General features: G+C 51.9%; 11 protein-coding genes. 9 read left to right on the top strand and 2 right to left on the bottom strand.

The window, feature by feature from the left end:
* Positions 1 to 14: 14 nt before the first annotated feature.
* Positions 15 to 1,310: a UDP-N-acetylmuramoyl-tripeptide--D-alanyl-D-alanine ligase gene (locus AWR27_RS16725; protein ID WP_077132222.1), complete on the bottom strand. Its 1,296-nt coding sequence runs from the start codon at positions 1,308 to 1,310 to the stop codon at positions 15 to 17.
* A gap of 65 nt (positions 1,311 to 1,375) precedes the next feature.
* Between AWR27_RS16725 and AWR27_RS16720 the strand changes: the two genes are divergently transcribed.
* The 9 genes from AWR27_RS16720 to AWR27_RS16680 all read left to right on the top strand — a co-directional run bounded on the left by AWR27_RS16720 (position 1,376) and on the right by AWR27_RS16680 (position 12,119).
* The gene (locus tag AWR27_RS16720) at positions 1,376 to 3,634 is read left to right on the top strand and encodes an FG-GAP-like repeat-containing protein (RefSeq protein ID WP_077132221.1); all 2,259 of its coding nucleotides are present in this window, start codon (positions 1,376 to 1,378) and stop codon (positions 3,632 to 3,634) included.
* Between the two features lie 57 nt (positions 3,635 to 3,691).
* Positions 3,692 to 4,042: a hypothetical protein gene (locus AWR27_RS16715; protein ID WP_077132220.1), complete on the top strand. Its 351-nt coding sequence runs from the start codon at positions 3,692 to 3,694 to the stop codon at positions 4,040 to 4,042.
* Positions 4,043 to 4,654: 612 nt separating this feature from the next.
* On the top strand, positions 4,655 to 5,140 hold the full coding sequence (locus tag AWR27_RS16710) for a response regulator (RefSeq protein ID WP_077132219.1): 486 nt from the start codon (positions 4,655 to 4,657) through the stop codon (positions 5,138 to 5,140).
* Between the two features lie 366 nt (positions 5,141 to 5,506).
* Positions 5,507 to 6,412 (top strand): sugar transferase, encoded by a 906-nt coding sequence (locus tag AWR27_RS16705; protein WP_269466603.1) that lies wholly within the window; start codon positions 5,507 to 5,509, stop codon positions 6,410 to 6,412.
* The gene (locus AWR27_RS16700; protein WP_077132217.1) at positions 6,391 to 7,317 is read left to right on the top strand and encodes a glycosyltransferase family 2 protein; all 927 of its coding nucleotides are present in this window, start codon (positions 6,391 to 6,393) and stop codon (positions 7,315 to 7,317) included. Before AWR27_RS16705 ends, AWR27_RS16700 begins: the two co-directional genes overlap by 22 nt.
* 17 nt (positions 7,318 to 7,334) lie before the next feature.
* Positions 7,335 to 8,561 carry a glycosyltransferase family 2 protein gene (locus AWR27_RS16695; RefSeq protein ID WP_077134040.1) on the top strand — a complete coding sequence of 409 codons (1,227 nt, stop codon included), beginning with the start codon at positions 7,335 to 7,337 and terminating at the stop codon, positions 8,559 to 8,561.
* Positions 8,562 to 8,565: 4 nt separating this feature from the next.
* A complete protein-coding gene (locus AWR27_RS16690; RefSeq protein WP_077132216.1) occupies positions 8,566 to 10,059 on the top strand; it encodes an O-antigen ligase family protein in 1,494 nt (497 codons plus the stop codon).
* Positions 10,043 to 10,951 (top strand): glycosyltransferase family 2 protein, encoded by a 909-nt coding sequence (locus AWR27_RS16685; protein WP_077132215.1) that lies wholly within the window; start codon positions 10,043 to 10,045, stop codon positions 10,949 to 10,951. Before AWR27_RS16690 ends, AWR27_RS16685 begins: the two co-directional genes overlap by 17 nt.
* Positions 10,938 to 12,119 (top strand): glycosyltransferase, encoded by a 1,182-nt coding sequence (locus AWR27_RS16680; protein ID WP_077132214.1) that lies wholly within the window; start codon positions 10,938 to 10,940, stop codon positions 12,117 to 12,119. The genes AWR27_RS16685 and AWR27_RS16680 overlap by 14 nt, the downstream gene beginning before the upstream one ends.
* On the opposite strand, the gene AWR27_RS16675 is transcribed toward AWR27_RS16680, so the two are convergent.
* Entirely contained in the window at positions 12,106 to 12,741 is a 636-nt protein-coding gene (locus AWR27_RS16675) for an acyltransferase (protein ID WP_077132213.1), read from the bottom strand. The two genes, AWR27_RS16680 and AWR27_RS16675, sit on opposite strands and share 14 nt — an antisense overlap.
* Positions 12,742 to 12,754: the final 13 nt, after the last annotated feature.

The following is a 12,754-nucleotide window of genomic DNA, read 5'->3' as shown; positions in this document are numbered from 1 at the left end:
AATCCTGGTTCTGTTCAGATAAACGGCACTACACTCTCCAGGCTCATGCCACGTGAGCCTTTGATAAGCACATGTGTGTCGGTCATCGGGTTGTCCATCAGCCAGTTATGCAGTGAAAATTTGTCGGGGAAATAGTAGGCTTTTGGTACGTAGGGTAGGGCATATTTGGTGTCTTTGCCGGCTAAAATAACCAGATCGAACTGGCAGTCGGCGATAAGTTTGCCGAGGGCTGCGTGTTCGGCTTCGCTGTCGTCGCCCAGTTCATACATATCGCCTACAATAATGGCCCGGCGTTGGGCCGGCATTTGCGCAAACTGCCGGATAGCTGCGGCCATTGAACTCGGATTGGCGTTGTAGGCATCCAACAGCACGGTATTAGTACCCCGCACCACGGTCTGTGAGCGGTTGTTTGTCGGATTATAATCGGCGATAGCGTGGCACGCGTCGGCAAATGAAACGCCAAAATACTGCCCAATGGCAATGGCCGCAGCCATGTTCGCGAAGTTATACGCGCCCGGTAAGTTGGTTTGAACCCGAACGCCGGGTGCCTGACGGCCTTCAAAAATTACAGTTGGAGCTTCCTGAATGAGCGTAAATTCGCCATTACCCCAATACGGAACAAGTCGTTGAAACGAGCGTTCAGCCGCCATTTCGCGCAGGGTAGCGTCTTGCCAGTTGACGAATACCGTACCGTCTGAAGCAGCCAGAAAATCATAGAGTTCGCCCTTGCCGATGCGAACGCCCGCCAGCCCGCCAAACCCTTCGAGGTGCGCCTTGCCAATATTGGTAATCATACCATGCGAGGGCATTGCAATCGAACTCAGCAGCGCAATTTCACGCTGGTGATTGGCCCCCATCTCAATCACGGCTGTTTCGTATTGCTCCGTAATCGACAGCACCGAGAGCGGTACGCCAATGTGGTTATTGAGGTTGCCCTGCGTGGCAAACGTGCGGTACTTTTTCGACAGCACAGCCGCGATGAGTTCTTTGGTAGTGGTTTTGCCGTTCGAGCCGGTCAGACCCACTACCGGAATGGTCAGCGTTTGGCGGTGGTGGCGGGCCAGGTCCTGCAAGGCCGTTAGCCCATCGGCTACCAGCAAACACTGCCCCGGATGCTGAGCGGCTACGGCACTGTCGTCGACCACGGCATACCGCGCCCCCGCTGCCAGTGCCTGCCCGGCAAACTGGTTTCCGTCGAAATTGGCACCTTTCAGCGCAACGAAGAGGCAATCGGGCGTAATTCGGCGCGTATCGGTCGAAACGCCCGTACATTCCAGAAATTTATGGTATAGTTGGTCGGTGGTAATCATCAGAATAAAGTAGTTTCAACGTTTTCAAACACGGAGTGTCTCTGTGTTTTACATCCAAAAGTAAAATGAAAAAGCTGTTTACGCTTTGTTTTTTGCTGGTATCGCTACTAAGCCTGGCCCAGTCGACCACGGTTGGCTTTCGGTATGATTTGCGCCCTGTTGTTACGGTCAACGGGCAAACGTTACTCAATCCGTGGGCTGGTGGCCTGAACGCAGCCCAGTACTCGACCATCCGGCTCAACAACGACACCCGCGATGATCTGGTGGTATTTGACCGTACAACCCGCAAAATCACTACGTTCGTGGCTATCGACAACCCCACGGGCAGCGGCATTGCCTGGCAACACGCCCCCCAGTATGAGCTGCGTTTCCCGGCTGTATACAACTGGATGCTACTGGTTGATTATGACAAAGATGGCCGCAAAGACCTCTTTACGCATGGGTCGGGAAGTATGCGCGTCTTCCGAAATGAATCGGCGAACAATCAGGTAACGTTTCAACTTGTGGCTGACCCACTCAACACCGAAGGATTTTCGAGCCGCCTGCCGCTGTATGTGTCGGCCTCGGATATACCGGCCATTACTGACTATGACGATGATGGCGACATCGATATTCTGACATTCGACCCTACCGGCAATCAGATTGCGTATCAGCAGAATATGAGTATGGAACGCACACGCAAACCTAACCTTGATTTTAAACGCGTGGGTGGTTCCTGCTGGGGGCGTTTCCAGAAAGAGTTCTGCAATGATTTCAAGTTTGGCATACAATGCGACACCGAACCGGGTGGCGGTGGGCTAACCGACCCGAAACCGCCGGGCAGCGTACCGGGAGCGCGGCCTTTGCACACCGGCAACACGGTAACGATTCTGAACGCCGATGGCAAAAAAGACATGCTGTTCGGGTTTGTGTCGTGTGCTAACCTGGCGCGGCTTCGCAGCAACGGCCCCAACAATGATAAGGCGGCTTATGTGGCCTTCGACAGCCTGTTTCCGGAGCAGAACCCAGTCCTGTTTCCGGCGTTTCCAGCCGCTTTTCTGGAAGATGTCGATGGCGATGGCTTAACTGATTTGCTGGCCTCGCCCAATGTGGACATCAACGAAAATCAGGCGTTCGATTTTCGGGCATCGAGTTGGTTCTACAAGAATGTGGGTACCAATCAGAAGTCCAATTTCCGGCTCGTGCGGAAAGATTTTCTGCAAAACGACATGCTCGATCTGGGCGAACGGGCCGCACCCGCCTTAGCCGACCTCGACGGCGATGGCGACGCTGACATGGTTGTGGGCTATGCGGGCATCCAGTCGGGCAGTGAGTACCGCGCCGGGCTGTGGTACTTTGAAAACCGGGGAACTACGCAGAACCCAGCTTTTGTGCTGAGTTCGACCGATTATCTGGACGTTGCCAAAACGCTGAACCTGTCGAACATTGTACCTTCATTTGTGGATATTGACAACAACGGAAGCGTTGATCTGCTGCTGACCGGCAACGGGGCGCGGGGAGTCGAAATGCGCGTGTTAGTTAATGCATCCCCGAAAGGCACAGCCGCACAGTATAACCTGGCCCGTGCCACAATCTGGCCCACGCCCAGCCTGATGCAGCTCTCAGACCTGCCTACCGTGGCTGACATCGACCGCGACGGTAAGCCCGACCTGCTTATCAGCAAAAGCAACGGTACTATTTTACATTATCGAAACGCTGGTACGGCCCAAACCCCGACATTTCAACTTCAGAATCAGCGATTCGGCGGCTTTACCGACGATGGTTCAGCGTATGTCGGTGTGCGTTCGCTGGTGGTGACAGATGTGAACGGCGACCAGAAAAACGAACTTATCACCGCCAATGGCGACGGGCGAGTGCGTATCTACCGCTTTCCCGAAGGCACCGATGCTGCATCGCTCAGCCAGCCGCTCACGCTGCTCGACTCGTTGCCGGCCATCGGGTTGCCGGGTATCAGCCTGATTGCTGCTGCCGCCGACCTCGACGGCGACCAACTGCCCGACCTGATGCTGGGCAGTCAGGCGGGTGGATTACGCTACCTGAAAAACGTCTCGGAAAAGATCGTTATCACTGCTTCGCCCGAAGAGCCGGTTAGCCCCTGGGCGTTTCCAAATCCGACGGATCGGTACCTGACGGTTCGGCCTCCGTATGACGGGCAGGTTGATGTGTTGTCGTTGTCGGGGCAGGTCGTGTTGTCTGCTCAGGCCGTACAGGCTAACCGGGAAACTCAGTTCGATTTGGCTAACCTGCCCGACGGAACATATCTGCTGAGGCTTACAAGCCAGAATCGACCGGCGCAAAACCAGAAAATAGTAGTCTGGAAGTAGGCGCAAACTCTTTTCGGTTTCGGTCGTTAGATGAGTTAAAACAAAACTCAGACGATAATGGAAAACCTGAATAACTCCAATCAGCAGCGTGTAGACCAGAGTACGGGCGGGCCTTTGGAAGGCGTGTCGCCACAACGCAGCAACGCACTCGACGATACCGACGAACAGGACGTTGTGGCTTACGCAGGTCTGGGCGTTAATAATAGCCCCGATGTTATGAACCCCGGCGAGGAGGAAGCTACCGATACGTTATTGTATACAGACACTGTTACAGCTCGCCATGCCACCGACGAAGTTTCAAATGCTGATGATACAGACGATATGCCAATTGAAGGAATGACAGACGAAGACTTAGACGATGAAATTTCGCGCTTGGCGGACGAAGAAGGAGGGGGTGAACGATACTAAGAAGCGGAGTGGAACCTGTCTGAAGGGCTAATTATGTTGTACTAAACAGGCAGGTAACGCACCGAATAATAAATTTCCATATCACATTTATATGCACCTATAAAGGCCACAAAAGTTGTGCCGATTTCCACGTATGTCAACAGGTAGAAAGGCTTATTTGCCAAAGTTTTTGCAAGCTAATTATTGCTCGACTATTTATGTTGTTATACACATAGTAACATATGAGTCACAAATAACATATGTACAAAATCCTACATTGTAGGAGAATCAGGCTACTTTACGATGCAGCTTTGCAGTATAATTACCCATCTGATTATTAGGGTGTTATGCCAGTAAAGAGACGATTTTAGAGATAAAAACAACCAGTTAGCGCAAAAAAACAGCTCTGTTTTTGCCAGTCGCAAAATGACTTTCCAGCCGCAACTCAAGTTATTCTACTTAAGCATTTTTGCTCAGAATGTGTGGGAAATTTAAAAATTATTAAAGTTGCTTTCGTAGCCATAAAAGGGCGAAATAACCCCCTAAAAAAACTCCCTGTTCTTACTAAGTGGATAAATGATGTAGTAACCAGCTTTATGCTTGGCAGTCTAAAATATCAAATCACCCAGTGCAATGAACTACGATAGATACAACTTACTCGTAGTGGATAACAATCCCTACGTAGCGGGTATTCTGGCAAAAACGCTTGAAAGCGATTTTAATATAACTGTAGTCGATAACGGTCAGGATGCAGCCCGCCTGTTGGTTCGTGGTGACCGCTTCGACTGTATATTGACAGAGTTGGAGTTACCTCAATTTAATGGCCTTGACATTACCAAGTTAGTTCGTACCAACCGTTTGCTGCGCCATACGCCGATTGTGGTGTTGTCGAGTGCTACCGACAGCAATACACGCATCGACTGCCTTGAGCAGGGCGTAGACCATTTTATCTCAAAACCATTTAACCCATTGGAAGTGAAAGCCAGGTTGCGGGCTGTTTTACGGCGAGCCGCTATTCCGATTAACGATGACCGGGAGCGGTTCGCTTCTTCGACAAAACGATCAGCTTTGCATCCACTACAGCAGCTAAAATCACGCATTCTATCCATACTTCTTTAATGCAGGGCATCTAATCCCTCGCAATATGTGTGCCAGTGTACAGTCGGTTGCCATTGTTTTACATTCATCAACGTCATTTTTGTGGATCGTCGTCTTGAACCTCATCTTCTGTTGGTGGAGAAAAATGAAGCAGTCGCTGCTTACCTGCGTGCTGCTTTCGGCAAGTTTGGCCTTGTGACCTGGTTAAGAGATGGGAAGCAGATAGAGCAATGGTTAACTCGCTCGCCTTGCGTTGACCTGATTGTGGTTGACCAACTCAGTGAATATGATGTGGTCACAGCGGTCAGAAGCAATCCTACAGTACAATCGGTTCCGGTGCTGACAATTGGAAATCGCGCAGAAAGGGCTATGGCAGAAACAATACCCTTGAACGGAATAACAGACTTGTTGCTGGATACCAACGAATTAGAGAAAATTTTTACTAAAGTGAGTTATTACCTCGATTTAAACCGACACGTTCTGTCGGCTACACGCGACGAACACGACAGGTCGCTGAACCCAGTTAAGCTTCCCTGGTGGAAACGGGCTATCGACATCGCTGTATCGCTGACATTACTGATTCTTATGTCGCCCTTATTGGTCGTGGTGGCTATTCTGATTCGTATCGACTCAAAAGGGCCAATCATGTATCGGTCGAAGCGAGCTGGAGCTTACTATCATGTATTCGATATGTACAAGTTTCGGACCATGAAAGTTAAAGCAGACCAGGAAATAGGGAAGCTCGCGAGTCACAATATTTATGCCAAAACAGAAATAGAGGAGTTAAGCGATGAGTTTCCGTTGGGGGGTAATTTTCTATGCGCAGCCTGTCGGCAGAAAGGAATATCGTGCCAGCAACCGCTGTTTGGGCAAAATGAAACAATTTGCGAAAAACTGTATCTGCGCGAAAACGAGGAAGTTGCCAGGTTTTTAAAGTTCCGTAACGACCCGCGTATCACCCGGTTAGGCAAATTTCTGCGCAATAGCAGCATCGACGAGCTGCCTCAATTGCTGAATGTGCTTTTCGGCGATATGTCGCTGGTAGGCAACCGACCGCTGCCACTCTACGAAGCCGAACGCCTTACGACCGACGAGTTTGCGCAGCGATTCGCCGGACCCGCCGGGCTAACCGGACTCTGGCAAGTTAAAAAGCGGGCGAAAGGGCAGGGGCCAATGTCGGATCACGAGCGAATTATGCTCGATATTGAGTACGCGAACACGTTTTCGTTCAAAACAGATATGTACATTATCTGGCGAACCATTTTCAGCTTATGGCAGAAAGAAAACGTGTAGCAAACGATTCGTCGCGGTTGGTTTCTATCATCACCATCAATTATAATCAGGCTGAAACCACCCGGCAGTTTTTAGATTCGGCGCGCAACCTGACTTACCCCAATATCGAAATTATTGTAGTCGACAACGCATCGGCACCGTCGCTGACTGATTGTGTCGATCTAAGCCATTACGCGAACGTCCGCTGCGTAAGAAGTGAAACGAATTTAGGGTTCACGGGAGGTAACAATTTGGGTATGAGCGTGGCAAAAGGTAATTTCTTCTTTATTGTCAATAACGATACAGAACTGTCGCCTACGCTTCTGGACAACCTTCTCCAGCCGTTTGCCCAGGATGAACGGATTGGGGTTGTGTGTCCCAAAATTCGATTCTACGACGAACCCCACTATATTCAGTATGCCGGCTACAGGCCCATGAATATGTTTACGGGTACGGCAACGGCTATCGGTTATAATCAGACCGATGCCGGGCAATACGACGAGCCGGGGCCGACCAATTTTGCCCACGGTTGCGCCATGCTGGTGAAACGTTCGGTTGTGGAGCGCGTTGGCCGATTTGCCGAGCGGTTCTTTCTGTACTACGAAGAACTCGACTGGTCGCAGCGGATTCGGGATGCGGGTTTCCTGATTTACTACCAACCCTCGGCTACCATTCTGCACAAAGAATCGGTTTCGGTTGGGCAGGGTAGCCCGTTACGCACGTATTATCTGATGCGAAACCGGATATTGTTTATGCGTCGGCACTGTACATCTCTTCAACGAATAGTTTTTTACTTGTTTTTTACTTTTCTTGTGTTTCCGAAACATATGGTATCGCACCTGATAGCTGGTCAATGGATTCACCTGCGGGCCGTATGGCAAGCTGTTGCATGGAATATTCGCTCAAACAGTATGTCGCCGGTATAGCGCAAATGGAAACGCCAATGAGCATGATTTACGGTATCGTTAGTCTTACATTCGTTGTGCTGGCCTTTCTCGTGTTCTATACATACATAGGATACGGCCTTCTAACGTGGGTGCTGGTAAAGCTTCGCGGTCGGCGGAAAGAACCGGGTGGCTTTTCATTGGCAGGCACCCCTTGGCCCGACGTGACCCTGATTGTACCGGCATACAACGAACTCGACTATCTGCCCCAAAAGCTTCAGAATTGTTTAGACCAGGACTATCCTGCCGGGCGGTTGCATTTACTGTTTGTTATCGAAGGCTCAACCGATGGCTCGGCAGCATATCTCGACAGCCGGAAAGCCGACGTCCCGAATCTTACCGTGTTGTCGGGCAATCAGCGGATGGGCAAAGTAGCGGCCATGAACAAGGCCATGCGTTATGTACAAACGCCCATTACAGTGTTCACAGACGCCAATACGCAGTTGAATAAGGAAGCTATTAGCCGTTTGGTCAACTGGTTTTCCGACGAAGAAGTGGGAGCCGTTACCGGCGAAAAACGAATCAGCGTTCATTCGGCAGAAGCGGCAGCAGGCAGTGGCGAGGGGCTTTACTGGCGATACGAATCGTTTTTAAAACGGCTCGATGCGCAATTGCATACCATTGTGGGCGCGGCTGGCGAACTGTTTGCGGTGCGCACAAATCTCTACGAGCCGGTTGAAACAGACACCCTGCTCGACGATTTTATGATCTCGCTTCGTATTGCGGGCCGGGGGTATCGCGTTGCCTACGCGCCCGATGCCTACGCCCTCGAACGGCCTTCGCACTCAGTGAGCGAAGAGATGAAACGTAAGATACGCATTGCTACGGGCGGTTTCCAATCGATCTGGCGGCTGGGGCATCTGCTCAACATTTTTCAGTATGGCTGGCTCAGTTTTCAGTACGTTTCGCATCGGGTGCTTCGGTGGGCCGTTACGCCCTTCTGTTTACCCTTGCTGCTATTGCTCAATCTGTTTATGCTCACGCAACCCGGCCCACTCAATGGCTTGCCGATGCCCGGTTTCTGGTGGGCTTTGTTTGGGTTGCAAACCATTTTTTACCTCACAGCCTACGTAGGGTATTTACTCGAAAGCCGCCAAACACGCTGGAAACTCACGTTTGTGCCGTTTTATTTTGTGTTTATGAACTGGTGTGTATTGTTGGGTTTTGCCCGATTCCGGCAGGGGAATCTGTCGGGAATGTGGGTAAAAGCACAACGAGCCGTATAAAGCAATGTTCGACCGAAGCATAACCCTGACCGATCAACTCCGTAGCAACCAATGGGTATCTGGCCTGCTGGTAGGGCTATATGCCGCAGCAACGGGCTGGCTAATCGGTAATTTCGGCATATTGGGTGGCCTGATGGCAGTAGGTTTGCCAGTGGGTGTTTTTGTACTGGGCAGTATACTGGTTCAGCCTAAAATCGGGCTGTTTATTTACCTCAACTTGAGCTTTATGCTCAGTATGACACGCTTCCTGACCATCGACTTCCCGATGGGAACCGTGCTCGATGGATTGCTGGTATTGACGTTGGTCAGCGCGTTTCTGAACGGCAAACGCATGGACTGGAAACGGCTGAAGCACCCGGTATTCCTGCTGATTATTATCTGGCTGGCCTACACGTTACTTGAATATTTCAACCCCGATGCGCCGTACCGACCTGCCTGGTTTTATCACATCCGGTCGTTCTCGCTCAACTGGTTTTTGATGGCAATCGTCGTGCTGGTGCTGCCCATCAGCCGGAGAGATATTCGATGGTTTGTTGGAATCTGGCTAACCTGGTCGTTTCTGGGGGCTTTATGGGCATTCAAACAGCAGTACATCGGGCTGACACCTTCCGAACAAGCCTGGCTCGCGTCGGGGGCCGAGCGGACGCACGTTCTGTGGGGGCAGTTGCGTAGTTTTTCGTTTTATTCCGACGCCGGGCAGTTCGGTTCTGAAATGGCAGGCGTTACGCTACTGTGTCTAATCTGGTTTTTTGAAGACAGGTCGCTGATTCGTAAGGTTTTATTTGTCTTTCTGGCTGCAATTTATTTCTGGGGTTTTGCCGTTTCGGGTACGCGTAGTGCGTTGTTTGTACTGGTTGGGGGCTATCCGGTTTACCTCTTTATGCTGCGACGCGTCGGACCGGTTTTGCGGGGTATTGCCGTGGCGGCCCCTGTTCTGGCAATCCTGATGTTTACGCACCTCGGCGATTCGAACTACCAGATTTACCGCATCCGAACAGCCCTTCGGCCAACGCAGGATGCTTCGTTTTTAGTCCGGCTCGAAAATCAGCAGAAGCTTCGTAACTACATGAAAGACCTGCCGTTTGGGGCCGGTATCGGTTCGTCGTCGGGGGCCGGTGTGCGGTTTTCGCCGAACCATTTTGCCGCACAAATTGCCCCCGATAGCTGGTATGTTCAGCTCTGGATCGAAACGGGCATAGTGGGCGTCTCCATTTATATACTGATGCTCATCGGGATTGTGCTGCTGGGTGTACGCGCCATCTGGCAGCTCAACGACAATTGGTTGAGAATCGTTATGATTGCCCTGTTGGCTGAGTTCGTAGGAATGGCTTTGACCAGCTATTCAAACCCGATTCTGGGGCAGTTTCCAACCAGCACAACGCTGTACATTACGTCAATCCTCTTCACAACCTGTAAACGGTGGGACACTGAACCCGAAGAGCTGGCCCGGCCAGCCAGCCGTTACGCCAATCAACAACGCTATGCACCTGTTTACTAACCCCGCCTGGCTGACGCCATTTCGCTTCGACTATGCCCGCTACGAAGACATACCCGATAGCGTTTTCGACGCTGTAAACCGTGACCTCGACCGCGTACAAAGCAGTACGCCCGCTGTGAGTGTGATGATTGCGGCTTATAACGAAGAAGTGAACATCCTGCGATGCTTAGCCAGTTTGTCGAAGCAGAAAACAACGGTTCCGTTCGAGATTATTGTCATCAACAACAACTCGGCGGATAAAACCCAGCAAACACTGGATCGGCTGCACGTAAAATCGCTGTTTGAGAAGAAACAGGGGTGCGGTCCGGCGCGTCAGTTTGGGCAGGAAAATGCCGCTGGCACCTACATTCTGCTGGCCGACGCCGATTGTTTTTACCCCGATTGCTGGGTCGATAAGATGATGAAGGTGCTGGCGAAACCGGGGGTGGTGTGCGTATATGGTCGTTATTCGTTTATTAGTGAACCGGGCTTCCCGCGCTGGAAACTGGCCCTGCTCGAAGTCATGAAAGATGCCGTCGCCGAATTTCGCCAGATTAAGCGTCCGTATCTGAACGCTTACGGCATCAGCATGGGCTATGTCAAAGAATACGGCCTGAAGGTAGGTTTCATCATTACTAATTTCTGGGGCGACGATGGGCGGTTGTGTTTAGATCTGATGCCATACGGCAAGGTTCGGCAGGTGCGTAGCAATAAGGCCCGCGCCTGGACGGGTCCGCGCACGCTCCAGCGAAGCGGCACCTTCGGGCAGGCGTTGGTTGAGCGCGTCTGGAAAGAACTTTCGTGGCAGTTCAGTCTCTACTTCAGCCAGCGGCAACCCACCGACCTCGACGATCCTAAATTCGCTAAAAAAACGTCTCCGACGCCCACGTCAGATAGCTATGAGTCCGTTTGACAGCATCATTTGCGTTGGGCAAACATCGTGGGAAGGACCTTACCAGAAGGCGGTAGTACAACTAATGACCGAACTGGCTGCCCGCAACCATCGGGTGCTGTACGTCGACTATCAGTACACCGCAAAAGACGTTGCAAAGGCTGTTTGGGGCCGCGAAACCCTACCCGTCGGGCGCGTACTTCGGCTGCAAGATCCGCTCTTGATTAAATCGGTTGAAAACGGGGGAGAACTTTACGTCTGGAACCCGGCTCCGATGTTGCCCATCAACTGGCTGTCGGCAAATTTGCACGACCGGCTCCATGCCTGGAACAGCCGACGGATGCTTCGGGGACTGCGGCAGACAATGAAGCGGTTGGGTATGCAAAAACCGTTGATTATCAATGCGTTTAATCCGGTATACGGGCTTTCGATGCTCAGCAGGCTTAACGAGTGGGCAACAATTTATTATTGCTTCGATGAAATAACGGCCAACGGCTGGTCGGGGCGGCACGGCTCCCGCTACGAGCAGCAATACCTGCGCCGGGTCGATGCCGTAGTAACTACGTCCGAAACCTTGCGCCGGGCGAAAGAGACTATTCAGCCCCGCACGTTCTGCGTAAAAAATGGCGTTAACTTCGACTTGTTTCATCAGGCGCAGCAAGTAGTCCGGCCTGCGCCGGAGAGCCGCCCAATTATCGGTTATCTGGGCACTGCCGACAACCGTATCGACCTGCGGCTGGTAGCGCACTGCGTACAGGCCATGCCCGATGTTGATTTTCAGTTCATTGGTAAGCTCGATGATGCCGCCATTCTACAGCAACTGGGCGGTTGCCCGAATGTGCAGTTCATTCCACCCCTTGCCCCCGCCGAACTGCCTGCGCTGCTGGGCCGGATGAGCGCGGCCATGATTCCGTTTACCCGAAACGAGCATACGTACACCATTTATCCGCTGAAAATCAACGAATATCTTGCGGCTGGTTTGCCGGTTGTGTCAACAAACTTTTCAATTCTGGACGACTTCGACGGTGTTATTGAGCGAGCCGATCAGCCCGACGATTTTGTAGCAGCCCTGCGTCGGGCGTTGGTCGATAACAGCTCTGCCCGCGTAACCGAACGCATACAAATGGCCCGGAATAATACCTGGGCGAAGCGAGCCGAAGAGTTTGAACGGGTCATCAGTCAGATTTGACGCTGCGATTGACAGATTCCCACTGGTTGGTGTCGGTGCTATATTGCTTGAGCAGCCGGGCCGGATTGCCACCCACTACGCTGAAAGGCGGTACGTCGCGCGTGACGACGCTGCCACCCGCCACAACCGAATGCCGCCCAACGGTTACACCTGCCGTGATGGTTACGTTAGCCCCAATCCAGCAATCGTCTTCAACAACAATGGGTTTGGTAGTAACGGGTTGCTCCCGAATGGGCAAATTGATGTCTTCATACCCATGATTTAGCCCCGATAGCACCACGTGCTGCGCCATAATCACGTTGTTGCCGATACGCACCGGCCCAATTATCACGGCTCCAATGCCCAACAGCGTATTCATGCCAATCTCAACCGGCCCAACGCCGTTGTTCACCACGCTGAAAGCTTCGATCAGACTACCGGCTCCCAGCATGAATGAATTGAACGGCAGCACATCCAACCGCACCGACGAGCGTATGCGGGCTTTCGCATGACGTTGATGAATGAACGGATTCACAAACCAGCTAACCCATCGCCGGGGCCGGGCCTCTCCGGGCGGAATCAGAAGATAATGCACCCACCGCTTCAGAGCAGGCCGTTGGTCGAGGTAGTTTTTGAGTGGCATAAACAGTTACGAC

Source organism: Spirosoma montaniterrae (assembly GCF_001988955.1).
Taxonomy (GTDB): domain Bacteria; phylum Bacteroidota; class Bacteroidia; order Cytophagales; family Spirosomataceae; genus Spirosoma; species Spirosoma montaniterrae.
The sequence above is the reverse complement of the archived record's forward strand: the minus strand, read 5'-3'. Positions and strand labels throughout refer to the sequence as shown.

What these genes read in the sequence shown, in the direction of transcription:
- AWR27_RS16700 (WP_077132217.1), top strand. Translation starts at nt 6,391, where the DNA reads ATGGCAGAAAGAAAACGTGTAGCAAACGATTCGTCGCGGTTGGTTTCT.
- AWR27_RS16680 (WP_077132214.1), top strand. Translation starts at nt 10,938, where the DNA reads ATGAGTCCGTTTGACAGCATCATTTGCGTTGGGCAAACATCGTGGGAA.
- AWR27_RS16690 (WP_077132216.1), top strand. Translation starts at nt 8,566, where the DNA reads ATGTTCGACCGAAGCATAACCCTGACCGATCAACTCCGTAGCAACCAA.
- AWR27_RS16720 (WP_077132221.1), top strand. Translation starts at nt 1,376, where the DNA reads ATGAAAAAGCTGTTTACGCTTTGTTTTTTGCTGGTATCGCTACTAAGC.
- AWR27_RS16715 (WP_077132220.1), top strand. Translation starts at nt 3,692, where the DNA reads ATGGAAAACCTGAATAACTCCAATCAGCAGCGTGTAGACCAGAGTACG.
- AWR27_RS16710 (WP_077132219.1), top strand. Translation starts at nt 4,655, where the DNA reads ATGAACTACGATAGATACAACTTACTCGTAGTGGATAACAATCCCTAC.
- AWR27_RS16675 (WP_077132213.1), bottom strand. Translation starts at nt 12,741, where the DNA reads ATGCCACTCAAAAACTACCTCGACCAACGGCCTGCTCTGAAGCGGTGG.
- AWR27_RS16695 (WP_077134040.1), top strand. Translation starts at nt 7,335, where the DNA reads ATGAGCATGATTTACGGTATCGTTAGTCTTACATTCGTTGTGCTGGCC.
- AWR27_RS16685 (WP_077132215.1), top strand. Translation starts at nt 10,043, where the DNA reads ATGCACCTGTTTACTAACCCCGCCTGGCTGACGCCATTTCGCTTCGAC.
- AWR27_RS16725 (WP_077132222.1), bottom strand. Translation starts at nt 1,310, where the DNA reads ATGATTACCACCGACCAACTATACCATAAATTTCTGGAATGTACGGGC.